Genomic DNA, 26,641 nt, shown 5'->3' with positions numbered 1-26,641 from the left:
GCCCTGGCGGATGAGTCGGGCCTGAGCCTGCCCTGGCGGATGAGTCGGGCACGCCGGGGTCATTCTCAGGTCGGACAAGCGCACCCGTCGTGGGCGGAGCGGTGAACCGTTCCCGGGCAGGACCCAGTCAGGGCGACCGGAACATACCGTTGGCGGCAGACAACAACGGTAGGAGTCTCCGACGTGACAACGACGACAGCGACCGGACCGGCTGCCCGGGCAGCCGACGTGTGGAAGGTGTACGGCACCGGCGAAGCCCAGGTGATCGCCCTGCACGGCGTCACCCTCGACCTGGAACCCGCCCGGTTCACCGCCATCATGGGGCCGTCCGGCTCCGGCAAGTCCACCCTGATGCACTGCCTCGCCGGGCTCGACACCGTCACCCGCGGCACCATCACCATCGGCGACACCACAGTCACCGGGCTAAACGACACCGGGCTGACCAGACTCCGCCGGGACAAACTCGGCTTCATCTTCCAGCAGTTCAACCTCCTGCCCACGCTCACCGCGGAGGAGAACATTCTGCTGCCCATGGCGATCGCCGGCCGCAAACCCGACCCGGCCTGGTTCGACACCGTCATCGACACCGTCGGCCTGCGTGACCGCCTGCACCACCGACCCACCCAGCTGTCCGGCGGCCAGCAGCAGCGGGTCGCCTGCGCCCGCGCTCTCGTCGCCCGCCCGGACGTTGTCTTCGCCGACGAGCCGACCGGCAACCTCGACTCCCGCGCCGGCGCCGACGTCCTCGGCTTCCTGCGCAACTCGGTACGCGACCACCAGCAGACCATCGTCATGGTCACCCACGACCCGGTCGCCGCCTCCTACTCCGACCGCGTCGTCTTCCTCGCCGACGGCCGGATCGTCGACGAGTTGCAGCAGCCCACCGCCGAGGCGGTCCTCGACCGGCTGAAGGGCCTCGACGTCGCGGCGATCGAGCAGGAGCAAGCCTGATGCTGCGCGCCACGTTGAAGAGTCTGCTCTCCCGCAAGCTGCGGCTGGTGCTGTCCGGGGTGGCGATCATCCTCGGGGTGCTGTTCGTTTCCAGCGCCACGGTGCTCACCGACAGTTTGAGTAGCCGCTTCGAACGGCTCTTCCAGACCGTCAACGCGGACGTCGCCGTACAGGTGCAGGCGGCCGATGCGGCTGGTCAGCAGGTGGAGCCGCCGCTGCTGACCGACGCTGACCTGGATCGCATCGCCGCCATCGACGGGGTGGCGTCGGTGACCGGTGACGCCAGTTCGACCGGGGTGATCCCGTTCCGGGCCCCCGACGGCAAGGCGGTGCCGAGCCAGGCACCGCAGCTGGGCATCGGCCTGACCGCCGCCGGCGGCGACGCGCTGCTCCAGGTCGCGCAGGGACGGACGCCCAGCGCCGACGACGAGGTCGCGGTGACCCGGTTGACCGCCGAGCAGGCCGGCGTCACGGTCGGCGACCGCCTCCGGGTGTACGTCTCCAGCGCCTACCAGGCGAGCGAGTACGACGTGGTGGGCCTGCTGGAGTACAGCGGGGGCAGGTCCACCCTCGGCGGCGAGACATTGGTCGCATTCACCGTGCCACAGGCACAGCAGTTGTTCTACGGCGAGACCGGGGTGTTCGGCGCAGCGCAGTTGACCGCCGACTCCGGCGTCACCGACGACGAGCTCAAGCGGCTGGTGGCCGACGGGCTGCCAGCCGGGTTCGAGGCGGTGACCGGCGCGGAGCTCGCCGACGAGCAGGCGTCTCAATTCACCCAACTGCTGACCTTCGTCAACTGGTTCTTCCTCGGGTTCGCGCTGATCGCACTGCTGGTCGGCATGTTCCTGATCTTCAACACGTTCAACATCCTGGTTGCGCAGCGGTCCCGCGAGCTGGCCCTGCTCCGGGCGCTGGGCGCCAGTTGGGCCCAGGTCACCTCGGCGGTTCTGATCGAGGCGCTGGTCGTCGGGGTGATCGCGGCCACCCTCGGCCTGGCCGCCGGCATCGGCGTCGCCGCCGGCCTGCAGTTCCTGGCCGTCGACGCGCTGTCGCTGCCCGCTGGCGGGCTGATCGTCTCACCGGTCGCGATCCTGGCGTCCTACCTGGTCGGTGTACTGATGACCATGGTCGCGGCGTTGATTCCGGCGATCCGCGCCTCGGCGGTCCCACCGGTGGCCGCGATGCGCGACGTGGTCCGCCCGGACCGGCCACTGACCGGGCTCACCATCACCGGCGGGGTGGTCACCGCGCTCGGCGCAGGACTGCTGGCCGTGGGTCTGATCGGTGTGTCCGGGCTGACCCCCGTCGCGCTCGGCGGTGGGGTGCTGCTGTCGATCATCGGCGTGGCGCTACTGTCGCCCGCCCTCACCCGTCCGGTGGCCGGCACCGTCGGTCGCCTGGTCAGCTGGGGTACGGCGACCGGTCTCGGCCGACGCAACACGCTGCGCAACCCGCGGCGTACCGCTGTCACCGCCGCTGCCCTGATGATCGGGGTGACCCTGGTCAGCACCATCGCGGTGATCGGGTCGTCGTTGAAGGCGACCACCACCGACCTGGTGGAGAACGGCCTCGGGGCCGAGATCATCATCTTGACCAACGGCCAGCAACTGCCGACCGGGCGGGAGGGTTTCGATCCCGCACGCCTCGACCAGGTAGCCGAGATCGACGGTGTGACCGGCACCGTCGCGTACCACATCGCGATACTGACCGCCGACGGCCGCCCCAACCAGCTCGTCTCCGCCACCGACCTGTCACAGGCCGGCCCGATGTTCGCTTTCGAGACCGTACAGGGCCGTCTCGACGCTGGCGACGGCGAGGCGGTGGTGGACGTGAACACCGCGGAATCCAACGGGTGGACGGTCGGCGACGACGTTGTCATCGACCTGCCCCGTGGCGGCGAACGGACCTACGAACTCGTCGGCGTCTACCGCACCGCGCTCACCGCCGGACTGATCCTGCCCGAGTCCCAGGTGCAGTACCTCGCCGGGCCACTGGCCTACCAGGGGTTCGTCGCCACCACTCCGGACGCCGACGTGCAGCGAATCGTCGCCGAGACCGAGGCGCTGATGGCCGACTACCCGCTGGTGACCGTCGGCGACCGCAGCAGCTTCGTCGAGCAGCAGAACCAGCTGGTCGACATCCTGCTCAGCATCTTCTACGTACTGCTGGCCCTCGCCGTGCTGGTGGCCTTCATCGGGATCGTCAACACGCTGGTACTGAGCATCTACGAACGCACCCGGGAACTCGGGCTGCTACGGGCGGTAGGGATGAGCCGACGCCAGGTCCGCCGGATGGTCCGCGTCGAGTCACTGCTGATGGCGGTCTTCGGATGTCTGCTCGGCGTGGCCCTGGGCGTGGCGCTCGGACTGGCCGCGTCGTTCGCGATGCGCAGCCAGGACGTGCTGTCTGTGGTCAGTGTGCCGGTCGGCCAACTCGTCGGGTTCGTCGTCGCCGCCGCGCTGGCCGGCGTGGTCGCCGCCTGGTGGCCGGCCTGGCGGGCGTCCCGGCTGAACGTCCTGCAGGCGATCTCGCACGAGTGACCGGCCAGGCCGGTTGACGGGCAGCCCGAACGGGGCTGCCCGTCAACCGGCCGCCACGGGCGAATCGGCCCGGTACGCGGCGAGCAGCGCGGTCAGATCGGCCACGGTCACGTCGCACAGACTCGCCCGTACCTGGACCCGGTCCGGCACCGGGAACGGCGCCTCGGCCGGCACCGCGAGCACCGCCGCCCCGGCAGCGTGCGCGCTAGCCACCCCGGCCGGGGAATCCTCGACCGCCACACAGTCCACCGCCGACACCCCGAGGGCGGCCGCAGCGGCCAGATACGGGGCCGGATCGGGTTTGGTCGCCGGCACCTCGTCCCCGCAGCACACCACGTCGAAGTTGCGCCGCCCGATGGTGTGCAGCGCCACGTCCGCCAGGGCGCGTTCGGTCGAGGTGACCAGCGCGGTGCGAATGCCGGCCGTCCGGACGGCCCGGACCAGCTCGAACGCTCCCGGCCGGGCCGGAACGCCGGCGCTGAACAGGGCGGTGACCCGACGGGTCAGCCAGGCAGCGCCGGTCGCCGGGTCCCGCCACGGCTGACCCAGGTCCTCATGCAGCAGCCCCATCGTGGTGGCCATGTCCGAACCCACCATCGCCATTCGCGCCTCGGCGGACAGTTGCCCGCCGTAGTGCACGGCCAGCTCCCGCAGGGCCACGTCCCAGAGCTTCTCGCTGTCGATCAACGTTCCGTCCATGTCGAACAGGACGGCGGCGGGTGGCGGGGTATTCAGCGGAACCTCCCTGGTCCGGGCACGACGGGTTGTCCCACGATCCTGCCTGATCACAGCGCTGTCGCCCAGCCGGCGACCGCGACGGCGCAGGTCGCCGGCCGGCGTGAGTCAGGTCAGGTCACACCCGGCCAGCGACCGGTCGTACCCGTTGAAGAAGGCTGCGATCCGCTGGTCGGCGGTGCCGTGCGAGCCCTCCTCGAACCAGGGCTGGTCGGGATCGTCCGCCACGCTCGCCAGACCGCGTTGGAACTCCTCCAGGTCACCGTCGTCGAGCTGCAGCGTGCCGTCGCGTACCGAGTCACCGAGATAGGCCCCGGCCAGACAGTCGGCGGCCAGCTCCCGCTGGATGCTGAACCGGTACTCCAGATCGAGCCGCACCTGGATGCCGTGCGCGTATTCATGGCCGATGAGGTAGAACAGGAACGAGTCGCCGACCGTCTGGAACACGTCGAATGCCCAGTTCGCGTCGTAGGCGATGAACTCGGACCCGCTGGTCAGGCAGTAGACCGCGTTGTTGCGCGGAATGAGCTGGTCGCCGCAGCTCAGTTCGCCGTCGCGTTGGTAGGCGATCGCCTGCCCGATCGGCTCGAACGCCGCACCGAACCCGGCGAACCGCTGCGACCAGTACTGGTCGACGAGAGCTTCGGCCCCCGCGATGTCCTGCTCGAACTCCTCGACCGTGTCGGTGCCGTCGAGTGACCCGTCGGCCGCCCCGGTGGCACCGCCCCCGGGCACCGCCGGCTGGTTGGGTTCACCCGGCCCGGCGTCGGGCAGCGGCACCGCGGCGCAGGCCGCCGCCGCGACGACGGCGGCACACAACGCCACCAGCTGAAACCGGCTGCGGACACGGTCGCCGGGCTGACGCATACCGGCCTCCTCGCTCAGTTGTCGGACGGCGACGCGTGGCCGTCTGCGGTCCATGCTGCCCCAGTTGCGCAATACGTACGGCGTCGGTATGCGGATCAGGCCGCGGGTGGAGCCGGCGCGGCCACCGGGCCGGGTCGTCGGCCGGCACGTAGGCTGACAGGGTGAGGCACGACAACTACCCCGCACCCAGACGTCGACGAGTAGTCGCAACGACCGCGCGCACGCTGCCAGGTCGCAATGACGGCAAGGAGGCCCGGTGACCGAGTTCGACGGTCTTCCGGTGCTGCGGTCACCGGTGGCAATCGCCGCGTTCGAAGGCTGGAACGACGCCGCGGACGCCTCCACCGCGGCCGTCGAGCACCTGCAGGAGGTCTGGCAGGCCCGGGAGATCGCCGCGCTGGACCCGGAGGACTTCTACGACTTCCAGGTCAGCCGGCCGACCATTACCGGCTCCAGCGGCGACGCGCGCCGTATCGAGTGGCCGACGACCCGGTTCATGGTGGCCAGCCCGGAAGGCACCGACCGGGACGTGGTGCTGATCCACGGGATCGAACCGAGCATGCGGTGGCGTACCTTCTGCGAACAGGTCCTGGAGCTGTGCCACAGCCTCGAGGTCAACCGGGTGGTGCTGCTCGGCGCTCTGCTCGCCGACGTGCCCTACACCCGGCCGTTGCCGATCAGCGGGACCGCGTCGGAGAAGGAGGCGGCGCAGCGGCTCCAGCTCGTCCCCACCCGGTACGACGGTCCCACCGGGATCGTCGGAGTGCTGCAGGACGCCTGCGCCCGCGCGGAGGTGGACGCGGTCTCGTTCTGGGTGCACGTGCCGCACTACGCCAACAACCCGCCCTGCCCGAAGGCGACACTGGCGCTGCTGCACCGGGTGGAGGACGTGCTCGACCTGCCGGTTCCGATGGCCGACATGGCCGAGGAGGCGGCCAAGTGGGAGGCCCGGGTACGGACCACCGCCGAGCAGGACGCCGAGCTGGGCGAGTACGTCCGCGAGTTGGAGGAACGGGTCGGCGACGCTGGTATCCAGCCGCTGACCGGTGACGAGATCGCTCAGGAGTTCGAGAAGTACCTGCGCCGCAGGGGCGGGTCGGCCGGCCCGACAGCCGGTTCGTGGTGACCGGCCGGACGGATACCCGACCCGGATCTATCGGCTAACTGACAGCTCCGTCAGTCGGGCGGCCCTTTACCGGAAAATGTCCGGATGCTAACCCCCACCCCTCTTATGCGTCTGGTGACCGGTTTCTGGAGCTTCAAGACCCTGGCCGCCGCCGTCGAGCTGAACCTGTTCACCAGGCTCGCCGGCGGCCGGACCATCACCGTCGGGCAACTGTGCGACGAGTACGGGTTGGCTGAGCGCCCGGCGGATACCCTGCTCGCCGCCTGCGCCTCGCTCGGACTGCTCACCAAGCAACCCGGCTCCAACAGCTACCGCAACGCGCCGATCGCCGAGGAGTTCCTGGTAGCCGACCGTCCCTACTACTTCGGCGGTCAGATTCGCTACTGCGACGAACGCACCTACCTACCGTGGCACCGCATCGGTGAGGCGTTGCGTACCGACCGGCCACTGACCTGGGATCCGGACACCCAGGAGTCGCTCTTCGCCGACGTGGACCCGCGGATCCGGAACTTGTTCCTGGAGGCGATGTACGCCGCGTCGATCTTCACGGCCCGCGCACTGGGCGACGCCTACGACTTCAGCGTCCATCACCGGCTACTCGACCTGGGCGGCGGGTCGGGCGCGTATCCCATCGAGTTGTGCCGGCGCTACCCGCATCTGCGGGCGAGTGTCTACGACCTGCCACACGTCGTGCCGGTCGCCGCGGAGAAGGCGGCCGCCGCCGGTCTGGCCGACCGGATCGACACCGTCGCCGGTGACTTCTTCGCCGACGAGAAGCTCCCGCAGGGACATGACACCATCCTGCTCAGCATGATCCTGCACGACTGGGACGAAGCAACCAACCGGGCGCTGCTGGCCCGCTGCCACGACGTGCTGCCGTCCGGCGGCACGATCGTCGTCTGCGAGTTGCTGCTCAACCCCGAACGCACCGGTCCACCCGAGGCCGCCCTGATGGGGATGAACATGCTGGTAGAGACGGAGGGCGGGCGCAACTACTCGGAGACCGAGTACGCCGACTGGCTGGCCGATGCCGGCTTCGGCTCCATCCGTACCGTCGTCTTCGACGCCCCCGGTGCGAACGGTGCGCTGATCGCCCGCAAGCGGTGACCGCCGCCGGGCGGTGACCCGGCGCGGGACGGCCGGGTCACCTGGCCTGTCACTGACAGTTCCAATGGTGCGGTTGTGCCGGTAGTCGGGCTGGACACGCCTTGTTTGTTGTCCTAGGATGCTAGGTATCTTTCATCGGGAGGGGCGGTCGGTTCGCAGATGCAGGTCAATCCTGGAGCCGCCGAGGTTCCACACCGCCAGATCGCCGACTTGATCCGGGAACGGATCCGGCGCGGTGAGTGGGCACCCGGCGAACGGTTACCCGCCATCCCCGCGCTCGCCGAGATGTACGGCGTGGCCAAGCAGACCGCGCAGCGTACCGTTGATCAGCTCCGCGTCGAAGGACTGCTGATCACCAAGCCGGGCTCCGGCACGTTCGTACGGGGCACGAGACGCCGGCTCAACCGACTCGCCCGCGGCCGGTACGGCGGACACCGTGGATACCACGCCGACCTGGCAGCGCGCTACCGCCAGCAACTGACCGAGGTCGGCCGGGCTCCGGCGGTGCCCGAGGTGGCCGACGCGTTCGGCGTCACCGACGGTACCGAGCTGATCGTCCGCCGCCACCTGGTCCGCACCGAGGACTCACCGGTCGAGGTGGGAGCATCCTGGTTCCGCGTGGCCGACGCCGCCGGCACCAGTCTGGAGCGGGCCGAGCCGTTCGGCCGGCCCACCTACCAGGAGGCCGAGGAGGTGACCGGTCGGCGGTACGTCTGGGCGCGCGACGTACTCAGCGCCCGCCAGCCCAGCCGGCAGGAGGCGCAGCTGCTCCGGATCCGTCCGGACACCCCGGTGCTGCATCTGCTGCACGTGGCCTACGACGGCGACCGGCGACCGATCGAGGTGGCTCAGGCGACCTGGCCCGGCCCGGTGACCACCTTGACCGAGGAGTACCGGGTCCCGGAACCCGTGCCTGATCCGGACCCGGATCCCGGTCTCGTACTCGGCTGACCGGGTGTTTCTTTCGCCTTACTTTGTTTTCCATTCAAACTATTGACATGGGAAATCGAGGCATGTGAATCTCTGGACGGGACTGTCGCGAGGGTCGCGCGGCATGGCGGGACCGGGCTACCCGCCATCCGATCCGGCGGGAACGCCTGTCCCGGCGAATCCGCCACCGCCGTCCAACCTCTGTCCGGGAGCAGACATGCCTTCCCTCACCGCCTCTTCATGGGCACCGCTGCGCCGGGTGCTCACCGTCGCGGCAGCCGCCGCACTGCTGTGCACCACCGCGCTCGCCGACGTGGCCACCGCACACGGATCGTCGATCGATCCGCCGTCGCGCAACTACGGGTGCTACGAGCGCTGGGCCAATGACTTCCAGAACCCCGCGATGGCCACCGAGGACCCGATGTGCTGGCGGGCCTGGCAGGCGGACTCCACCGCCATGTGGAACTGGAACAGCCTCTACATCGACGGGGTCAACGGCCAGCATCAGGCCCACATCCCCGACGGCCAACTGTGCAGCGCTGGCAACACCGGCGGGGTCCGGTACGCCGCACTGGACGAACCCGGCAACTGGCGAGCCGCCGACGTCGGCACGAATTTCACCGTCACCTACCACGACCAGGCGCTGCACGGCGCCGACTACCACCTGGTGTACGTGACCCGGCAGGGATTCAACCCGCTCACCCAGCGGCTGCGCTGGAGCGACCTGGAGCTGGTCCGGACCACCGACGGCGCGGACCCCGGTGAGGGCACCCGGACCAGCAACCCCAACCTCAACGGCGTGTCGGTCGACATCCCGGTCAGCGCACCCGGCCGGACCGGACGGCACCTCGTCTACCTGATCTGGAAGGCCAGCCACGCCGACCAGACCTACTACTTCTGCAGCGACGTGAACTTCGGCGGCACCGGCGCGACCCCGACGCCCATCACGCCGGCCCCGACCACCGCACCGCCCACGACCGCACCACCGACCACCGCACCACCGCCCACCCCGGCGCCGGGCGGCTGCACCGCGACCTTCTCCGTCGTCGCCAGCTGGCAGGGCGGCTTCCAGGCCGAGGTGCGGGTGACTGCCGGCGGAACGCCGATCAGCCGCTGGACGGTGAGCTGGACGAACCCCAGCGGGCAGCAGGTGACCCAGGCCTGGAACGCCACGATCAACAGCAACGGTTCGACCGTCACCGCCACCAACGTCGGCTACAACGGCAGCATCGGATCCGGGGCATCCACCAGCTTCGGTCTGATCGGTTCGGCCACCGGAACCCCTGTCGCACCGACCCTGACCTGCACACCGAACTAACCCGAGCACTGGTCGGGTCCGACGACGGCGCCGGACCCGACCAGTGCTCCGGCGCGGATGCGGTCGGCCGGGTCAGTCGCGCAGGCGCACCCCGAGCAGGGCATCGCAGGTCTCGGCCATCAACGCCGGGGCCTGCGGGTCCACCCCGGTACCGGCGAGCGCGTGGTCGGCCCACTCGTCGATCAGGGCCAACGCACCCGGGGTGTCGAGATCGTGGGCCAGCCGGCCCCGGACTCCGGCGAGCAGCTGCGCGCCGGACGGCCCGGCAGCGGACCGGGCGGCCTCGCGCCACCGGTGCCACCGTTGCTGACCGGTTTTGAGCGTGTCGTCGGTCCACTGGCGATCAGCCCGGTAGTGCCCGGAGATCAGCGCCAGCCGCAGAGCCATCGGCGGCACCCCGTCGCCCCGCAGCCGGGAGACGAAGACCAGGTTGCCCCGGGACTTGGACATCTTCTCCCCGTTGAGGCCGATCATGCCGGCGTGCGCGTAGTGGGCGGCGAACGGGCCGGTGCCGGTCAGCACCTCCGCGTGCGCGGCGGAACACTCGTGATGGGGGAACAGCAGGTCGTTGCCGCCGCCCTGGACGTCGATCCGGTCACCCAGCAGACCCAGTGCGATCACCGCGCACTCGATGTGCCAGCCCGGTCGGCCGGGGCCCAGCGCACCGCCGTCCCAGGCCGGTTCACCGTCGCGGGCGCCGCGCCACAGCAGCGGATCCAGCGGGTCACGTTTACCCGGACGCTGCGGATCACCACCCCGCTCGGCGGCGAAGACCAGCATCTGCTCCCGGGACAGGTTCGACTCGTAGCCGAACCGCGGCGCGGCGGCCACGTCGAAGTACACGTCTCCGGTGCCATCGGCAAGCCGATAGCCGGCGCCGCGGTCGAGCAGGACGCCGACCCGCTCGGCGATGGCCGGAATCGACTCCACCGCACCCACGTAGTGGTCCGGCGGGATGATGCGCAACGCCTCCATGTCCTCCCGGAACAACGCGGTCTCCCGCATCGCGAGTACCACCCAGTCCTCCCCGTCGCGGGCCGCCCGCTCCAGCAGCGGATCATCGACATCGGTGACGTTCTGCACGTACCGCACCCGGTGCCCCGCGTCCCGCCACATCCGCTGCACCAGATCGAACGCCAGCATGGTCGCGGCGTGCCCGAGATGGGTGGCGTCATACGGGGTGATCCCGCAGACGTACATCGTCGCCGGGTCGACCGGCCTGGTCGGTGCCACCGCCCGCCGAGCGGAGTCGAACAACGCCAACGGCACACCGGCACCGGGCAGCCGGGGCACCTCGTGACCGGTCCAGGAGTCCATGACGCCACCCTATCCAGCGATCTCGGCGGCACCGGGAAGTGGCAGCCGAATCACATCGGCGGCCAGGGGATCGCGCTACGTGTCGCCGGCGGCGGCGGAAAGCACCCGGCCTCGATCAGGGCGTCGACCCGCCCGGCCAACTGGGTGATCTCGGCCTGGGTGAGCAGCGACGCCAGCTGCCCGCCCAGCGTCGCGTCGACTGCCGCACGCAGCTGACGCAACGCCGAACCGGCCTCCGGCGGCAACGGGCGCCCGGACCAGCCCCACAAGACCGTACGCAGCTTGTCGTCGACGTGGAAGCACAGCCCGTGGTCGACGCCGTACACCTGGTTGTCCGGTCCGGCCAGCACGTGCCCGCCCTTGCGGTCGGCGTTGTTGACCACGATGTCGAACACCGCGAGCCGGGCCAGCCGCGCATCGTCGGCATGCGCCAGGGCGTACGGCTTGCCGTCGGTGTCCCGGGCCGCCGCCACCGGCAGCCAGTCGGTCGGCACCTGGTCGGCCGCGACGAAGTCGACCAGCGGCACCGACCCGTCCGGCTCGTCGATCCACAGCTGGCAGGCGCCCGGACCGATCGGGCCGTCACGCAACACCGTCGGCGGCACCAACGGCCACCCGAGCGCCTGCGCCACCAGATGGGCGGCGACCTCCCGGCCGGCCAAGGTGCCGTCCGGGAAGTCCCACAGTGGGCGTTCCCCGCGGACTGGTTTGTACACGCACCGGATCGCTGTCCCGTCGGCCTCGATGACGGCCCGCAACGTCGTGTTCGATGCGTCGATCAACTGGCCTTCGAGCCGCATCGCGCTGGTACGCAGCAGTCGCAGCACGGTGGCGTCCCGGTCCACCGCCGGCTGCCGGCCGGTTTCCGTCACCTCAGCGGTGGTAGCCGTTGTGCCGCGGGCAGAGGTGGCCGCGCGGGTCCAGCGGTTGACCACAGAGCGGACAGGGTGGACGGCCGGCGGCCACCACCCGGCGTGCCCGGTCGATGAAGCCGCGGGCCGCCGCCGGGGTCAGCCGGACCCGGAGCCGGTCCAGGCTGGCGTCGACCTCGTCGTCGGTGTCGTCGTCATCGTCGTCGAGCAGTCCGTCGTCGTCGCCGGCTTCGAGCCCGGCTTCCGGCTCGCCGGCGGCGATGGCCTCGATGACGACGGTGGTGGTGTCCACGTCGAAGGCCAGACCGAGCGTGCCGACCCGGAACTCCTCGTCGACCGGGGTTTCCAGCGGTTCGTTGTCCGACTGCCCGGTCGGTAGTTCCGGCACATCGACACCGAACCGCCGCTGCGCCTCGGCCAGCAACTCCTCGAGCTTCTCGGCCAGCAGCGACACCTGAACCTTCTCCAGGGCCACGCTGACCACGCGACCGCCACCCCGGGCCTGCAGGAAGAACATCCGCTCCCCCGGCGGCCCGACGGTCCCCGCGACGAACCGCTCCGGCGGCTCGAAGGCATGCACCTGGTGGGTCATGTCATCGACCCTATCGGGCGGCCGGGTCGATCCGGTAACGCACCGACCCGATTGGCCGGTACGCTCACTGCCGGTCACGTCCGCCGGCACCGGCGCCGCCACCGACGGCGGCGTCGGAATCGGCCGACCCACCCCGTCGCCTCGGCCGACGCCGCTTCGCCGGCACCAGCCCGGCCAAGTCACCGCCGGTGTCGTTGAGCCGCACCAGGAACGGCCGGGTCGTCGTGTACCGGATCACCGTCAACGAGGCCGGATCGGCCACGATCCGCTGGAACAGGTCCAGATGCAGGCCGAGCGCATCGGCCACGATGGCCTTGATCACATCGCCGTGGGTGCAGGCCAGCCAGAGAGCGTCGGGCCCGCGTTCGGTGTCGACCACGCCGTTCCAGTGCCGCACCGCGGCCACCGCGCGGGCCGCCACCGCCGCCAGCGCCTCCCCGCCGGGAAACACGGCAGCGCTCGGATGCTCCTGCACGACCCGCCACAGCGGCTGTTTCACCAGTGACCGCAGCGACTGGCCCTCCCACTCGCCGTACCCGCACTCGACCAACCTGTCGTCGATCGCCGGGGTCGCCCCGGGGACGGCCAGCTCCAGGGTCTGCCGGCATCGGACCAGCGGGCTGCTGACCACCTGGGCCCACGGCACCCCGGCCAGCCGGGCACCGACCGCCCGGGCCTGCGCCTGGCCGGTTTCGTCGAGCTCGACCGGCTGCCGGCCGGCCAGGCCGCCCTCAGCGTTGGCCGTCGTCCGACCATGTCGCAGGAGTACCAACGTCGCCACCGGACCAGCCTACGGGGGGCGGCCGCGTGCCGGCCGGAGACCCGACCCGGTCACAGCGGTCGGGTCGGGTCTCCGGTCCGGTCAGGTGGCCGAGATGGTTCCGGTGACCAGCAGCGCCATCACCAGGGAACCGAGCGCCACCCGGTAGAGCACGAAGGCGTACAGGGTGTGATGCGCGACATAGCGCAGCAACCAGGCGATCGCCGCGTAACCGACCACGAACGCGATGGCGGTCGCCACCACCATCTGGGCCGCCGTGGGCGCTCGGCCCTGCGGGTCGAACACGTCGGGCAGGCTGAACAGCCCGGACATCACCACCGCGGGGATGGCCAGCAGGAAGGAGAACCGCGCGGCCGCCTCCCGGGTGAGGTTCAGCAACAGTCCGGCGGTCAGCGTGCCACCGGACCGGGAAACGCCCGGAATGAGCGCCATCGCCTGGGCGAAACCCATGATCACGCCGTCGCGCAGGGTCAACCGCTCAAGGGTACGGGTCTGCCGGCCGAGGTACTCCGCGACGGCGAGGATCAGCGCGAACACGATCAGCACGGTCGCGGTGATCCACAGGTTACGCAGACCGTCACGGATCTGATCCTTGAACAGCAGGCCGATCACCCCGATCGGGATCGACCCGACGATGACGTACCAGCCCATCCGGTAGTCCGGCTCGCCGCGTACCGAGGGATTCCAGATGCCGACGACCCAGGTCCGGGTGATTCGCCAGATGTCCTTGGCGAAGTAGAGCAGCACCGCGGCCTCGGTGCCCAACTGGGTCACGGCGGTGAACGAGGCACCGGCGTCCGCCTCGAAGAACAGCGCCGAGGTGATCCGCAGATGTGCCGACGAGCTGATCGGCAGGAACTCGGTGAGCCCCTGCACCACGCCGAGCACGATGACCTCGATCCAGCTCACCGCCCCACCCCGGCCACGTCGAGCGCCCGCGCCACGGTCCGCAGCGTCGCCAACCGCGCCTCGGTGTCGGCGTCGAACAGGCTGACCGACAGGGTGGTCACCCCCGCGGCGGCGTACTCGCCGATTCGCTGCGCGATCCGGTCCGGTGGGCCCAGCAGCGCGGTCTGGTCGATGAACTCCAGCGGTACGGCCGCGGCGGCCTCCCGCAGCCGGCCGGCCAGGTAGTGGTCCTGCACCTCGTCGGCGGCGGCACCGAAGCCCATCCGGGTGGCCAGCCGGTGGTAGAAGTTCTGCGTCCGGCTGCCCATCCCGCCGACGTACAGCGCGGCGTACCCGCGCAGCAGGTCGGCGCAGGCGGCGACGTCGTCGCCAACCACCACCGGCACGGCCGGCACCACGTCGAAGCCGGCGAGGTCCTGACCGGTGCGGGCCCGGCCGGCAGCGATCAACGCCAGTTGGTCGGCGGCGGTGCGGGGCGAGAAGAAGACCGCCAGCCAGCCGTCGGCGATCTCGCCGGCCAGTTCGAGGTTGCGTGGGCCGACCGCGGCCAGGTACACGGGAATCCGCGGCCGGGGCGGGCGGAAGTTGAGCTTCAACGCCTTGCCCGGGCCGGCGGGCAGCGGCAAGGTGTAGTGCGTGCCCGGGTACTCGACCCGCTGGCGTCCGACCGCGAGCCGGACGATCTCCACGTACTCGCGGGTCCTGGCCAACGGCTGACCGAACCGTACGCCGTGCCAGCCCTCGGAGACCTGCGGACCGGAGACCCCCAGGCCGAGCCGGAACCGGCCACCGGACAACGTGTCGATGGTGGCGGCGGTCATCGCGGTCGCCGCCGGGGTGCGGGCCGGGATCTGCATCACCGCCGAACCCACGTCGATCCGGCTGGTCTGGCCGGCCAGCCAGGCGAGCAGACTCGGCGAGTCGGACCCGTACGCCTCGGCGGCCCAGACCACCGTGTAGCCGAGCCGCTCCGCCTCCTGGACGAGCGCCAGTTGGTCGGCGGGTGAGCCGGCGCCCGTGAGGTAGCCGAGATTGAGTCCGAGTCGCACTCCCAGTCATCCCCCATCCCCCGCCAGGCGGGGCGTCGACGGCGCTGCCGGGCAGCGGCCGTGGCCAAGCCGCACCAGGGTACGCAATCGTCCGCCACCATTGGACGACCGGCCGGGTGACTCGCCGACCGGCCGGTCGTCGGTCGGCGGCGGACGCCAGCGGGAGTGAGGATGTCCGTACCGCCAGGATCTGCTTAAGGTGCATCCATGCAGCAGCGACCGCTCGGCCGCAGCGGGCTGGCGGTCTCCCGGCTCGCGCTCGGCACCATGACCTGGGGCCGGGACACCGACGCCGACGACGCCGCGGCGCAATTGAAGAGTTACCTGGATGCCGGGGGTAATCTGATCGACACCGCCGACGTGTACGGCGACGGCGACGCCGAGGCGGTCATCGGTTCGCTGCTGGACAGCATGGTGCCCCGCGAGGATCTGGTCATCGCGACCAAGGCCGGGCTGCGGCCGGGCGGACCACGGCGGCGGGACACGTCCCGTTGGCATCTGCTGCGTACCCTCGACGCCTCGCTGCGGCGGCTCGGCACCGACTACATCGACCTGTGGCAGGTACACGGGTACGACCCGGACACCCCGATGGAGGAGACCCTCGGCGCGTTGGACACGGCGGTGACCAGCGGGCGGGTCCGGTATGTCGGGGTGTCGAATTTCAGCGGCTGGCAGACCGCCCGGGCAGCGGCCTGGCAGGCCGCGGTGCCCGGCCGGGCCGCCGTGGTCGCCGCGCAGGTCGAGTACTCGTTGCTGCAACGTGGAATCGAACGGGAGGTGCTGCCCGCCTGCGCCGCGCTGGGGCTGGGCGTACTGCCCTGGTCACCGCTCGGCCGCGGGGTGCTCACCGGCAAGTACCGGCACGGCCGCCCGGTCGACTCCCGGGCCGCGTCACCGCATCTGGAACTGTTCGTCGCGACCTACCTGGAGCCGCGCTGCTCCAGCATCGTCGAGGCGGTCTCGACGGCCGCCGCCGGCCTGGGGGTGGCACCGCTGGAGGTCGCGCTGGCCTGGGTCCGCGACCGTCCCGGCGTCACCGCGCCGATCCTCGGGGCACGCACCGCCGGGCAGCTGGTCGGGGCGCTGCAGGTCGAACGGATGACGCTGCCCACGGAGATCACCCGGGCGCTCGACGACGTATCGGCACCGGCGGTCGGCTACCCGGAACGCGACGGGTGACACGGCCCCCGGAGGTGGCCGGCGGGTGACACGGCCTGGGGGCCGACGGCAGGATGGTGGTCATGGACTACGAATACGCGCCGTTGCGGTTGCCGCCGAACGTCGATCGGTTGACCGCGGCCGCGCAGTTGGCGATCCAGGCCGAGTTCTCCGGCTGGGAACTTGCCCGGGTGCGGCTGTTCCGTGACGGGACACGCCAGGTGATGCTCCGGCGCAGGATCGCCCGGCAGCCGCAGCCCGGGCTCAGCACGTAGACGGTGCGCTCAGCGCGGGGTGCCGCTGGCCGGTGAGTCGTCGCCGTCGTCGTCCGGCAGGTAGGCGTGCTCGTCGAGTCGGCCGACGATCTCGTCGCCGGGAACCGACCGGAACGGTCCGTCGACATCGCCGTCGCTGAACGCCTCCGGGTCGAGCGGGGTGGTGACCTCGTGCACCATGACCACGCCGTCGAGCGGTTCCAGCTCCGGGATGTCCAGCGCGCCGAGTGAGCCGTCGCCGGCCTGCAGCAGCTCGAGCACCGCCTCTCCGACGCCACCGATTGGCTCGGCCTCCTCGGCGGACGGGCTGCCCTGGCGGCGGGCCGCGTCGGCGATGCGCACCAGCGCGGCGACCGACGGCACCCGGTAGTCACGACGCTGGCGTACCGAGACGACCTGCGGGTGCGGGTCCGCCGGCTCGTCGCCGTCGACGCCGCCGGCACCGACGCCGAACCGTTCGTCCGCCTCCTGCGGATCGATCGACTCGACGTCCCAGGGTGTCACCTCACCGAAAGCGTCCAGCAACTGCTCGTCGTAGGCGTACGACGCGTTGTTGAGCGTCACGTACGCCTGCCAGACGGCGTCGTCGTCGATCCGGCCGTCGGCGGCCTTGACCGTGGCCAGATGTGCCCGGGCAGCCTGGAACACCTGCTCCAGCGCGGCGTCGAGGTCGGTGTGCTGGTCGGTCATGCGGATGGGATTCCCTTCACCGTCGGTGGGGCTCAGGCGGTCAGCTCTGGCGCAGGAAGCGGTCGAGCACATGCACGCCGAACTGTAGCCCCTCGACCGGGACCCGCTCGTCGATGCCATGGAACAGCGCAGAGAAGTTCAACTCCGCCGGCAGCCGCAGTGGGGTAAACCCGAAGCATCGGATGCCGAGTTGGCGGAACGCCTTGGCGTCGGTGCCGCCGGAGAGCATGTACGGCACGGTCCGGGCACCCGGGTCAGCGTGGCGCAGCGCGGCGGCCATCGCGTCGACCAGCGCACCGTCGAAGGTCGTCTCGATCGCCGGCTGCCGCTCGACGTGTTCGATCTCCACGTCCGGGCCGATCAGCTGGCGGAGCTCGGCCAGAAACTGGGTCTCCTGGCCGGGCAGCACCCGGCAGTCGATGGTGGCACTGGCTCGACCGGGGATGACGTTCTCCTTGTATCCGGCGTCCAGCCGGGTCGGATTGGCGGTGTTACGGACCGTGGCACCGATGATGTTCGCGATCGGCCCCAGCTTGGCGATCGTCGACTCCGGGTCGTCCGGGTCGAACTCGATGCCGAGCAGGTCGGAGACCTCGGCCAGGAAGTCCCGCACGGTCGGGGTGACGACGATCGGGAAACGGTGTCGGCCAAGCCTCGCCACCGCCTCGCACAACGCCGTCACCGCGTTGTCGTCGTGCATCATCGAGCCGTGTCCGGGACGGCCCCGGGTGTGCAGCCGCAGCCAGTTGATGCCCTTCTCCGCCGTCTCGATCAGATACAGCCGCAGGTCGTCACTCACCGTGTAGGAGAAGCCGCCGACCTCGCCGATCGCCTCGGTGCAACCGTCGAACAGCCCGGGGTGCCGCTGCACCAGGTGGTGGGCGCCGTACCGGCCGCCGGCCTCCTCGTCGGCGGTGAAGGCCAGCACGATGTCGCGCGGTGGCCGGGTCCCGCTGCGCTGCCAGTCACGGACCACGGCGAGCACCATCGCGTCGAAGTCCTTCATGTCAATCGCCCCACGACCCCACAGGTAGCCGTCGCGCAACTCGCCGGCGAACGGCGGGACCGACCATTCGGAGGCGTCGGCCGGGACCACGTCGAGGTGGCCGTGCACGAGCAGCGCCCCGCGGGACGGGTCGGTACCGGAGATGCGGGCAACCAGGCTGGCCCGGCCGGGTGCGGACTCGACGATGGTGCTGGTGACGCCGACCTCGGCGAGCTGGTCGGCGACGTACTCCGCGGCGACCCGTTCACCGACGCTGGTCAGCGGGTCACCGGTGTTGGTGGTGTCGATCCGCAGCAGGTCGCGGCAGATCCGCACGACCTCTTCGGTCGGCGCCGGCGGCGGGGAGGGTGCAGTCATGCGGTTCTTCTTACCAGCCGTCCGGCCGCTGCCCCAGCCCTGCCGCGACACGCCCCACGGTTTCGGACGACGGCGTGGTGGGTACCGCCGCGTTCGCCGGGCCGGAACCCGCACGGTTGCCGGCCACCGCGGCCGGGTGACGACGTCTGCGGCCCGCCACCGAAGGAGACGATCGTGTCGGTAGGCCTTCCCCCCATCCCCGAACTCGGCGACGACCACCTGCCGCACGACCCGGGTGGACCACGGCTCACCACGCTGCTCGTCGAGGAGCACCGCCGCGTCGAGCAGCTCTGCGAGCAGCTCGACGCGGCGGCCGACCCGGACCGACGGCGCCAGATCGCGGACGTGCTGGTCGCCGTGGTGAGCCGGCATCTGTCGGCCGAGGAGCAGTACCTGTACCCGGCCGTCCGGGCCGCCCTGCCCGACGGAGGCGCGCTGGCCGACCGGGGCATCGCGACGGACCGCCCGCTGCGGGACGTGCTCAGCTCATCCGACGCGGCGGTGGTCGGGACACCGGCCAGGATCGCCGCCGCCTGGCGGCGCCACCGTACGGTCGTCGAGCAGGAGCTGCTGCCGGGGCTACGGGCGGCGGCGACCGACGAGGAGCTCGTCCGGCTGGGCAACCGCGCGGAGACAGCCGAGGAGGCCGCCCCGACCCGGCCGCATCCCGACGCCCCACTGCGGCCGCCGTGGAACCGGGTGGTGGACCCGGCGCTGGGGGTGCTGGACAAGACCTGGGATCTGCTGTCCGGCCGTACTACCTATCCCGAGGATCTGACGGCGACGCCGGTCGATCGCGACGGCTAGTCCGGAATATCCGTTCAGTTCTGTTTCATATTGATGTCGGAGAACGTTTCCCGCATCGAAGGTCTTCCCGTCGATCCCGTTCTGGTCCTACCGTCACGTTATGAACCTGGAGCTGCGGCACCTGCGGGTGGTCTGCGCCATCGCGGAGACGGGAAGCGTCACCAAAGCGGCCTCCATGTTGGGGTTGGCGCAGCCCGCGCTCACCGCGCAACTGCAACGGATCGAACGGACCCTCGGTGGGCCGCTGTTCGAGCGCGACCGGCGGGGCGCCCGGCCGACCGCGCTGGGCGAACTGGTCCTGGCCCGGGCCCGGGTGCTGCTGCCGGCGATGAAAGGGCTGCAGGACGAAGCGGCCCGGCTGGCCGGCACGGGCAGCGTGATGAGCAGGTTCCGGCTCGGCGGGGTCAACAGCCCGATCCTGGGTGGCCTGGTGCACCGGCTCGCCGCCGACCAGCCGCAGGCGCAGATCAGCACCTACGCCTCCTGGTACGTCGACGAGCTCGCCCAGATGGTGCTCAGCGGCCGACTCGACTACGCACTCACCGGGGTGTGCGGCGACGCCACCCCGTCGGCTGAGTTCGGACTGGCGTGGCGGGCGGTCGCCGTCGATGCGATCTTCGTCCTGTTGCCGGAGTCCCACCCGCTGGCGCACCGCCAGGAGATCGAGCTCGGCATGCTCGCCGACGAGCAGTGGGTCGCCGCGCCCGGCGACGGATGCTTCGGCGACTGCTTCGCCGCCGCCTGCGCCCGGTCCGGGTTCACTCCCCGCAAGATGTACGAGACCGACATCCGCGGCTGCGTCGATCTGGTCGAGTCCGGCGAGGCGATCGCCCTGTGCCAGGCGACGTTCCGGCCGATCAGTGGGCTGGTGACCCGACCGCTGGCCGGCGCGCCGCTGCGGTGGCGGCTGCTGCTGGGCTGGCACCCGGACGCGACCGCCGCTGCCCTCGCCGACCGGGTTTTCACCCACGCCACCACGGCGTACACCGACTCGCTGGCACGCAACCCGCAGTATCTCGGTTGGCTCGCCGACAACCCCGGCTTCGGGGCGCAGAGCCTGGCCGGGATCCCGGTCGCGGACGGCTGACCGGGCTGACCGGCACCCGCCTCGACCGGCCCCGCTCCGCCCCGACCGATCGCTGTGACGGTATGAGCCAGCTGGTATCTGCCTACTGACATAGACCGCCATTAAATTGACGGCAACTCGACGTCACTTCGAACACCGACATCCGGGTCCCGACGGCACACCACGACCGGCGGACCGTGCGGGCCTCGATCCGTCGGCATCGGAAACGTCGGGGTGCCACGTGCCTCCGGCCGGCTCCGCCAGGCGATCCCTGGCCGCCCACCGGAGTCACTTCCCGTTCAATCGTCAGGGGAGCAGATGAGACGAGTACTGATCGCGGCCACCGCGGCCGCTGTACTGCCACTGGGCGCGGCCGGTCTGGCCGCGATGCCCGCCATGGCAGCACCCAGCGCCGGTCCGGCCACCGGTCCGGCCGCCGACGCGGCCGCACCCGAGATGCTTGCCGCAATGCAGCGCGACCTGGGCCTGACCGCGGACCAGGCGCGGACCCGGATCGCCAAGGAGGCCAGCGCCAACAAGAAGGAAGCGATGCTGCGCGCCACGCTTGGCACCGACTTCGGTGGGGCGTGGCTGTCCCCCGACGGCGGCACGCTGACCGTGGCGGTCACCGACCCGGCCCAGGCCGCCGCGGTGACCGCAGCCGGCGCGAAGGCCAAGCTGGTCGACCGCAGCGCGGCCGAACTCGACCGGGTCAAGGCCAAGCTCGACCGCACTGCGGCGAAGGCGCCGGCGACCGCCGTCGCGGGATGGTACGTCGACGTGGCCACCAACACCGTGGTGGTGCTGGCCCGCGGCGATGCCTCGGTCGCCGAGAGCTTCGTCGCCGGCAGCGGTGCCGCAGCGGACGCGGTACGGGTCGTGCCTACCGATGAGACCCCGACCACCCTGTACGACGTCCGGGGCGGCGACGCCTACTACATGGGCGGCCGCTGCTCGGTCGGCTTCTCGGTGACCGGCGGGTTCGTCACCGCCGGGCACTGCGGCAGTGTGGGCACCGCCACCCAGGGCTACAACCAGGTGTCCCAGGGCACCTTCCGCGGGTCGTCGTTCCCCGGCAACGACTACGCCTGGGTGCAGACCAATTCGAACTGGACGCCGCAGCCGTGGGTGAACAACTACAGCGGCGGCAACGTCACGGTCGCCGGCTCGGCCGAGGCCGCGGTCGGCGCGTCGGTCTGCCGGTCCGGATCCACCACCGGCTGGCGCTGCGGCACCATCCAGGCCAAGAACTCGACGGTGAACTACCCGCAGGGTCGGGTGTCCGGCCTGACCCGGACCAGCGCCTGCGCCGAGCCCGGTGACTCCGGTGGGTCGTGGCTCTCCGGCCAGCAGGCCCAGGGTGTCACCTCCGGCGGTTCGGGCAACTGCTCCGTCGGCGGCACCACCTACTTCCAGCCGGTCAACGAGATCCTCTCGGTGTACGGCCTGACGCTGCGCACCAGCGGTGGTGGCAACCCGCCGCCGACCACCCCGCCGCCGGGCGGCGGTACCTGCAGCGGGTACCAGAACACCTACACCGGGTCGCTCTCCTCCGGCGGCACCCAGATCCAGCCCAACGGCAGCTACTTCACCGCCGGCTCCGGCACCCACCGGGCCTGCCTGGACGGCCCGACCAGCCGTGACTTCGACGTCTACCTGCAGCGGTGGATCGGCAGCGGGTGGGTGAGCGTGGCCAGCGGCACCAGCCCTGGCCCGGACGAGACGCTGACCTACAGCGGCTCCGCCGGCTACTACCGGTACGTGGTCCACGCGTACAGCGGTTCGGGCAGCTACTCGCTCGGCATCACCCGACCGTAGCCGTTCGGCTCCCGGCCGGGCCGGTCGGGCAGGGAGACCGAACCGGCAGCACCACGCCCCGACGGCGGGTACCGTTCCCGGTACCCGCCGTCGGACGTGTCGTGTCGTCCTCCGGCGGTGCAGGTGGTGACCGGTCAGCCGGCCGTGTCCGCGTCGACCCGCAGCGGATCGTGCCCCAGGTCCAGCAGCGCCCGCCGCCACCGGTCGTCCGCCGCGCCCGCCGGCGGGCGGCGGGCGAGCAGGTCCCGGATCTCCTCGACGACCCGTGCCATCACCTGCCGGTCCGGTTCGGTCAGATCCACCCGCCGTTTGCCCAGCACCGCGAGCACGGCACCACCGGGCTGCGGCAGGTCGACGCCGGAGCCGACGAACGCCCGTTCGCCGGACGCCTCGGTCAGCAGCCAGTCACGCAGCTGTTCCGAGCTGACGTTCACGTACGCGTGGAACTCGTTCCACAACTGGTCAGTGCCGGTGTCGGTACGACGGTGCGCCGCCATCGACAACCTCCTCACTACGACGGTCAGTCGGGGGGCTCGGTGCTGCTCACCGGATCGTCGGAGTCGGCCCGGGTCTGCGTGCCGGCCGGTTCCGGGCGCACATCGGTGTCCGCCAGGACGGCGCCGGGTCCGGTCCCGGTGTCGAGCGGGCTGTTGCGGGCCAGCACCTCGTCGGTCTTCGCGGACTTCTCACGCTGTTCCTCAGGTTGACTCATCGTCGTCTCCTCCGTTCGTCCGCCGGGCGGCTGGTGACCCGGCCTCGGTCGGATCGGCACCCGCCCGGCGGGTTCACCAGCCGGTGCCGGCCGGCGCCGGATCACGGTCGGCCGCGCTGTCGACGTCGAACCGCAGACCACCGTCGCGCGCGTCGACGGTGACCCGTTGCCCCGCCGACAACGTGCCGTCGAGCAGCAACCGGGACAGTTGGTTGTCGACCTCCCGCTGGATCGTGCGACGCATCGGCCGCGCGCCGAACTCCGGCTGGTATCCGGCTTCGGCTATCCAGTCGGCCGCCGCGTCGGTGACCTCCACCGCGATGTCCTGGGCGTGCAGCCGTCGGCGGGTCTCCTCCAGCAGCAGGTCGGTGATCTGGCGCAGCTGCTGCGGGGCCAGTTGCCGGAAGATGATGATCTCGTCGATCCGGTTGAGGAACTCCGGACGGAAGTCCTCCTGTAGCCGGCGCAGCAGGCGCTCGCGCAGGTCGTCGTCAGGGCTGTCGCCGTCCGCCCCACCGAAGCCGACACTGCGGCCGCCGCCGGTGATCAGCTCCGAGCCGAGGTTGCTCGTCATGATCAGAACCACGTTGCGGAAGTTGACCGTCCGGCCCTGACTGTCGGTGAGCCGGCCGTCGTCGATCAGCTGCAGCAGGACGTTGAACACGTCGGCGTGCGCCTTCTCGATCTCATCGAGCAGCACCACCGCGTACGGTCGTCGGCGAATTGCCTCGGTCAGCTGGCCCGCCTCCTCGTAGCCGACGTACCCGGGCGGTGCCCCGACCAGCCGACTGACCGTGTGCCGTTCCTGGAATTCGCTCATGTCGAGTCGGACCATCCGGTCGGCGTCACCGAACAGGGCCGCCGCGAGGGCCCGGGCCAGCTCCGTCTTGCCGACGCCGGTGGGTCCGAGGAACAGGAAACTGCCGACCGGCCGGTCCGGATCCCCCAGCCCGGCCCGCGAGCGCCGGACCGCCTCGGCGACCGCGGTGACCGCGTCGTCCTGGCCGACCACCCGTTGGTGCAGTTCGCCCTCCAGCCGTAGCAGCCGGTCCCGTTCCTCCTCGGTGAGCTGACTGACCGGGATGCCGGTGGCCCGGGAGACCACCTCGGCGATCTCTTCGATGCTGACCTGGGGCACCCCGGCGTTGTCCGGGCTACGGGCCGTCTCGATCCGCTGTTGCACCTGCGTCAGCTGGTCCCGCAGACCGGACGCCCGTTCGTACTGTTCGTCGGCGACCGCCTGGGCCTTGTCGCGGAGCAACTGCTCGAGCTGGCGTTCCAGGTCGCGCACGTCGGCGGCCGGCGTGCGGGTGCGCAGCCGGACCCGGGCCCCTGCCTGGTCGATCAGGTCGATCGCCTTGTCCGGCAGGAACCGGTCGCTGATGTAGCGGTCGGCGAGTTCCGCCGCCGACAGCAACGCGTCGTCGGTGAACCGCACCTGGTGATGCGCCTCGTAGCGGTCCCGCAGACCGTGCAGGATCGCGATGGTGTCCGCCACGGTCGGCTCGGGCACCAGGATCGGCTGGAACCGCCGGGCCAACGCGGCATCCTTCTCGATGTTGCGCCGGTACTCGTCCAAAGTAGTCGCGCCGACCACCCGCAGCTGGCCTCGGGACAACGCAGGTTTCAGCATGTTGCTGGCGTCCATCGACCCTTCGGTGCCGCCGCCGCCCGCCCCGACCAGGGTGTGCAGCTCGTCAAGGAAGACGACGAGGTCGTCGCCGTGGCTACGGATCTCGTCGATGACCTTCTTCAGCCGTTCCTCGAAGTCGCCGCGGTACCGGGTACCGGCGACCAGCCCGGCGAGGTCCAGCTGCACCACCCGCTTGCCGATCAGCGTCTGTGGTACGTCCCCGTCGACGATGCGCTGCGCCAGTCCTTCCACGATCGCGGTCTTGCCGACCCCGGCCTCCCCGATCAGCACCGGGTTGTTCTTGGTCCGCCGGGACAGGATCTCCACCGCCTGCTCGATCTCCTCGCCCCGGCCGACGACCGGGTCGATCGCGCCCTGGGCGGCGAGCTCGGTCAGGTCCTGCCCGTACTGGTCGAGGGTCGGGGTCCCGCGGGACGTCCGCGGCTTGGCCGCACCGCCGCGCTCCGCGCTGGCGTTCTGCAGCGACCTGGGTTCGACGTGGCCGGCCGCGAGCATCCGCCCGGCGGCCGACTCCGGATTGACCGCCAGCGCCATCAGCACGTGCTCGGGTCCGATGTAGGTCGCGCCGGTGGCCCGGGAGAGCTGGTGCGCGTCCAGCAGGGCACGTTTCGCCGCCGGGGTAAGCGAGAGGTTGGCCGGCACCTCGCCCCGGCCGGCCGCCGGTCCGCCCAGCTCGGCGAGCAGCCCGTTCGGGTCGGCCCCGGCCCGGCGGACCAGCTCCCGCAGCGGTTGACGCTGCAACGCCGCCCAGAGCAGGTGATCGGTGTCCAGGTCGCTGGTGCCGGCCTGGGCCGCCCGGCGGGCGGCGGCGGTGAGCAGGTCACGGGCGTCGCCGCTCATCAGCCGGGTGATGTCGACCCGGTGCACCGGCAACCGGGGCTCGCCGCCGGTGAGGAACCGGGCCAGCAGGTCCTCCCAGGGATCGGTGCCGAGCCCTCCCGGGCCGTACGGTCCGTCACTCATCTGCGCGCCCCCTCGCCGTTTCGCCCCGCCGGCTGAATGAACCGGACTGCGGCTACCCGGGCCGCCCCGGGCCAAACGTCCCGGTCGACGAGCGACGTCCGGAACCACCCCGCACGCCGTCGAGGTACCGGCGCGTGGGTCGGGACAGTCGCGGTCGGCCGGGTCCACGGCCGCGCATGCTGGCAGGCTTGGCCGGATGCGGACCCTGCTGATCGTGGACGGCGCGAACGTGGTCGGCTCCCGACCCGACGGCTGGTGGCGCGACCGGATGGCGGCAGCCGCCCGGCTGCGCGATCAACTGGTCGGCGTCGCCGACCGGGGACTGCCCGAGCTGACCGGCCCGCTGGAGATGGTCCTGGTGGTCGAGGGGGCGGCCCGCGGCCTGCCGCCGGCCGAGGGGGTACGGATCGGCGCGGCTCCCGGGTCGGGAGACGATCTGATCGTCGAGATCGCCGCCGAGGGCGGACCGGACCGGCGAGTGGTGGTCGTCACGGCCGACCGCCGGTTGCGGGACCGGGTCACCGAAGTGGGCGCGCAGATCCACGGGCCCCGATGGCTGACCAGACAGCTGACCGATCCGGTGTCCGACTTCTGACCGGTATTCAGTCTGAATACCTGATCCGCCACCGGCAATCGCCCAGCTCACACCAGGTGAACGCCGGCGGCTGGACGGTCGTTGGGGACCAGCCCAGCTACGGGACCGGACAGCCGGGCAGCAATCACCCACCAGCGGTAAGCTCTAATAGAGCCTTCCAGCCCCTTGAGGAGGTTTCGCCCGTGGCGAGTGTCGCCGAGGTCAAGTCCGCCATCGAAGCCGCGATCATGCAGGTGTCGGAGGGCCAGGCTGCCGTCCAGGCCGCCAGCGAGAAGATCGCCGAGGCGCAGCAGAGCCTGGCGGCGGCCTTCGAGGGCAGCGGTCACGAGGCGGTCGGAGCGGCCCAGGCCGCCCTGTTCCAGGCCAGCTCCGAGCTCGAGGAGTGCCTCGCCGCCACGCTCGCCGCCGTCGAACAGGCGCAGACGTACTCCGCGACGCTGTAG

26 protein-coding genes are annotated in these 26,641 nt (G+C 71.1%); 13 read left to right on the top strand and 13 right to left on the bottom strand.

The genetic code is table 11. The features are described 5' to 3' along the window. Positions 1 to 183: 183 nt before the first annotated feature. Both ACFHWT_RS15335 and ACFHWT_RS15330 read left to right on the top strand, forming a co-directional pair. Positions 184 to 951, top strand: coding sequence for an ABC transporter ATP-binding protein (locus tag ACFHWT_RS15335; RefSeq protein ID WP_123601506.1), 768 nt, complete (start codon positions 184 to 186; stop codon positions 949 to 951). Next, the gene (locus ACFHWT_RS15330; protein WP_416595272.1) at positions 951 to 3,494 is read left to right on the top strand and encodes an ABC transporter permease; all 2,544 of its coding nucleotides are present in this window, start codon (positions 951 to 953) and stop codon (positions 3,492 to 3,494) included. The genes ACFHWT_RS15335 and ACFHWT_RS15330 overlap by 1 nt, the downstream gene beginning before the upstream one ends. A 42-nt stretch (positions 3,495 to 3,536) precedes the next feature. Here the strand turns inward: ACFHWT_RS15330 and ACFHWT_RS15325 are convergent, their stop codons facing one another. Continuing rightward, a complete protein-coding gene (locus ACFHWT_RS15325) occupies positions 3,537 to 4,229 on the bottom strand; it encodes an HAD family hydrolase (protein ID WP_416595319.1) in 693 nt (230 codons plus the stop codon). Positions 4,230 to 4,337: 108 nt separating this feature from the next. Continuing rightward, on the bottom strand, positions 4,338 to 5,096 hold the full coding sequence (locus ACFHWT_RS15320; RefSeq protein ID WP_416595271.1) for a neutral zinc metallopeptidase: 759 nt from the start codon (positions 5,094 to 5,096) through the stop codon (positions 4,338 to 4,340). 256 nt (positions 5,097 to 5,352) lie between these two features. Between ACFHWT_RS15320 and ACFHWT_RS15315 the strand changes: the two genes are divergently transcribed. The 4 genes from ACFHWT_RS15315 to ACFHWT_RS15300 all read left to right on the top strand — a co-directional run bounded on the left by ACFHWT_RS15315 (position 5,353) and on the right by ACFHWT_RS15300 (position 9,577). After that, complete coding sequence (locus tag ACFHWT_RS15315; protein ID WP_123601502.1) at positions 5,353 to 6,222, top strand: PAC2 family protein; 870 nt, start codon at positions 5,353 to 5,355, stop codon at positions 6,220 to 6,222. 84 nt (positions 6,223 to 6,306) lie between these two features. Further along, the gene (locus tag ACFHWT_RS15310) at positions 6,307 to 7,329 is read left to right on the top strand and encodes a methyltransferase (protein WP_416595270.1); all 1,023 of its coding nucleotides are present in this window, start codon (positions 6,307 to 6,309) and stop codon (positions 7,327 to 7,329) included. Positions 7,330 to 7,488: 159 nt separating this feature from the next. Continuing rightward, entirely contained in the window at positions 7,489 to 8,280 is a 792-nt protein-coding gene (locus ACFHWT_RS15305; RefSeq protein ID WP_416595269.1) for a GntR family transcriptional regulator, read from the top strand. A gap of 196 nt (positions 8,281 to 8,476) precedes the next feature. Further along, positions 8,477 to 9,577 (top strand): lytic polysaccharide monooxygenase auxiliary activity family 9 protein, encoded by a 1,101-nt coding sequence (locus ACFHWT_RS15300; protein ID WP_416595268.1) that lies wholly within the window; start codon positions 8,477 to 8,479, stop codon positions 9,575 to 9,577. A gap of 72 nt (positions 9,578 to 9,649) precedes the next feature. Here the strand turns inward: ACFHWT_RS15300 and mshC are convergent, their stop codons facing one another. From mshC to ACFHWT_RS15270, 6 genes are all read right to left on the bottom strand, one after another. Next, a complete protein-coding gene (mshC, locus tag ACFHWT_RS15295; protein ID WP_416595267.1) occupies positions 9,650 to 10,894 on the bottom strand; it encodes a cysteine--1-D-myo-inosityl 2-amino-2-deoxy-alpha-D-glucopyranoside ligase in 1,245 nt (414 codons plus the stop codon). A 50-nt stretch (positions 10,895 to 10,944) separates the two neighbouring features. Then, positions 10,945 to 11,694 carry an SCO1664 family protein gene (locus ACFHWT_RS15290; RefSeq protein ID WP_416595318.1) on the bottom strand — a complete coding sequence of 250 codons (750 nt, stop codon included), beginning with the start codon at positions 11,692 to 11,694 and terminating at the stop codon, positions 10,945 to 10,947. 73 nt (positions 11,695 to 11,767) lie between these two features. Continuing rightward, complete coding sequence (locus ACFHWT_RS15285; protein WP_416595266.1) at positions 11,768 to 12,358, bottom strand: DUF3090 domain-containing protein; 591 nt, start codon at positions 12,356 to 12,358, stop codon at positions 11,768 to 11,770. 64 nt (positions 12,359 to 12,422) lie between these two features. Next, the gene (locus tag ACFHWT_RS15280) at positions 12,423 to 13,139 is read right to left on the bottom strand and encodes an MSMEG_4193 family putative phosphomutase (RefSeq protein WP_416595265.1); all 717 of its coding nucleotides are present in this window, start codon (positions 13,137 to 13,139) and stop codon (positions 12,423 to 12,425) included. An 81-nt stretch (positions 13,140 to 13,220) separates the two neighbouring features. Beyond that, entirely contained in the window at positions 13,221 to 14,048 is an 828-nt protein-coding gene (locus tag ACFHWT_RS15275) for an undecaprenyl-diphosphate phosphatase (protein WP_416595264.1), read from the bottom strand. Then, on the bottom strand, positions 14,045 to 15,097 hold the full coding sequence (locus tag ACFHWT_RS15270; RefSeq protein WP_416595263.1) for an LLM class F420-dependent oxidoreductase: 1,053 nt from the start codon (positions 15,095 to 15,097) through the stop codon (positions 14,045 to 14,047). Before ACFHWT_RS15270 ends, ACFHWT_RS15275 begins: the two co-directional genes overlap by 4 nt. A 207-nt stretch (positions 15,098 to 15,304) precedes the next feature. Here ACFHWT_RS15270 and ACFHWT_RS15265 point away from each other — a divergent pair, with 207 nt between their 5' ends. Next, on the top strand, positions 15,305 to 16,276 hold the full coding sequence (locus tag ACFHWT_RS15265) for an aldo/keto reductase (RefSeq protein ID WP_278169003.1): 972 nt from the start codon (positions 15,305 to 15,307) through the stop codon (positions 16,274 to 16,276). Between the two features lie 62 nt (positions 16,277 to 16,338). Then, positions 16,339 to 16,530, top strand: coding sequence for a DUF5703 family protein (locus ACFHWT_RS15260; RefSeq protein WP_416595262.1), 192 nt, complete (start codon positions 16,339 to 16,341; stop codon positions 16,528 to 16,530). Positions 16,531 to 16,539: 9 nt separating this feature from the next. On the opposite strand, the gene ACFHWT_RS15255 is transcribed toward ACFHWT_RS15260, so the two are convergent. Next, on the bottom strand, positions 16,540 to 17,220 hold the full coding sequence (locus tag ACFHWT_RS15255) for a hypothetical protein (RefSeq protein ID WP_416595261.1): 681 nt from the start codon (positions 17,218 to 17,220) through the stop codon (positions 16,540 to 16,542). Positions 17,221 to 17,260: 40 nt separating this feature from the next. Further along, positions 17,261 to 18,583, bottom strand: a complete 1,323-nt coding sequence (locus tag ACFHWT_RS15250; protein ID WP_416595260.1) for a M20/M25/M40 family metallo-hydrolase — start codon at positions 18,581 to 18,583, stop codon at positions 17,261 to 17,263. A gap of 174 nt (positions 18,584 to 18,757) precedes the next feature. Here ACFHWT_RS15250 and ACFHWT_RS15245 point away from each other — a divergent pair, with 174 nt between their 5' ends. The 3 genes from ACFHWT_RS15245 to ACFHWT_RS15235 all read left to right on the top strand — a co-directional run bounded on the left by ACFHWT_RS15245 (position 18,758) and on the right by ACFHWT_RS15235 (position 22,274). Further along, entirely contained in the window at positions 18,758 to 19,390 is a 633-nt protein-coding gene (locus ACFHWT_RS15245; RefSeq protein WP_416595259.1) for a hemerythrin domain-containing protein, read from the top strand. Positions 19,391 to 19,490: 100 nt separating this feature from the next. Next, on the top strand, positions 19,491 to 20,477 hold the full coding sequence (locus ACFHWT_RS15240; RefSeq protein ID WP_416595258.1) for a LysR family transcriptional regulator: 987 nt from the start codon (positions 19,491 to 19,493) through the stop codon (positions 20,475 to 20,477). A gap of 297 nt (positions 20,478 to 20,774) precedes the next feature. Then, positions 20,775 to 22,274 carry a S1 family peptidase gene (locus tag ACFHWT_RS15235; protein ID WP_416595257.1) on the top strand — a complete coding sequence of 500 codons (1,500 nt, stop codon included), beginning with the start codon at positions 20,775 to 20,777 and terminating at the stop codon, positions 22,272 to 22,274. 134 nt (positions 22,275 to 22,408) lie between these two features. Here the strand turns inward: ACFHWT_RS15235 and ACFHWT_RS15230 are convergent, their stop codons facing one another. The 3 genes from ACFHWT_RS15230 to ACFHWT_RS15220 form a co-directional block, all read right to left on the bottom strand. Next, positions 22,409 to 22,771 carry a DUF3140 domain-containing protein gene (locus tag ACFHWT_RS15230; RefSeq protein WP_416595256.1) on the bottom strand — a complete coding sequence of 121 codons (363 nt, stop codon included), beginning with the start codon at positions 22,769 to 22,771 and terminating at the stop codon, positions 22,409 to 22,411. A gap of 23 nt (positions 22,772 to 22,794) precedes the next feature. Further along, on the bottom strand, positions 22,795 to 22,986 hold the full coding sequence (locus ACFHWT_RS15225) for a hypothetical protein (protein WP_278168993.1): 192 nt from the start codon (positions 22,984 to 22,986) through the stop codon (positions 22,795 to 22,797). A gap of 73 nt (positions 22,987 to 23,059) precedes the next feature. Continuing rightward, the gene (locus ACFHWT_RS15220) at positions 23,060 to 25,603 is read right to left on the bottom strand and encodes an ATP-dependent Clp protease ATP-binding subunit (RefSeq protein ID WP_416595255.1); all 2,544 of its coding nucleotides are present in this window, start codon (positions 25,601 to 25,603) and stop codon (positions 23,060 to 23,062) included. Between the two features lie 196 nt (positions 25,604 to 25,799). On the opposite strand from ACFHWT_RS15220, the gene ACFHWT_RS15215 reads away from it, so the two are divergent. Both ACFHWT_RS15215 and ACFHWT_RS15210 read left to right on the top strand, forming a co-directional pair. After that, the gene (locus ACFHWT_RS15215) at positions 25,800 to 26,198 is read left to right on the top strand and encodes a hypothetical protein (protein ID WP_416595254.1); all 399 of its coding nucleotides are present in this window, start codon (positions 25,800 to 25,802) and stop codon (positions 26,196 to 26,198) included. 182 nt (positions 26,199 to 26,380) lie between these two features. Continuing rightward, positions 26,381 to 26,641 (top strand): hypothetical protein, encoded by a 261-nt coding sequence (locus ACFHWT_RS15210; protein WP_278168988.1) that lies wholly within the window; start codon positions 26,381 to 26,383, stop codon positions 26,639 to 26,641.

This window comes from Micromonospora sp. LOL_021, assembly GCF_048060215.1.
Classification (GTDB): Bacteria; Actinomycetota; Actinomycetes; order Mycobacteriales; family Micromonosporaceae; genus Micromonospora_E.
The sequence above is the reverse complement of the archived record's forward strand: the minus strand, read 5'-3'. Positions and strand labels throughout refer to the sequence as shown.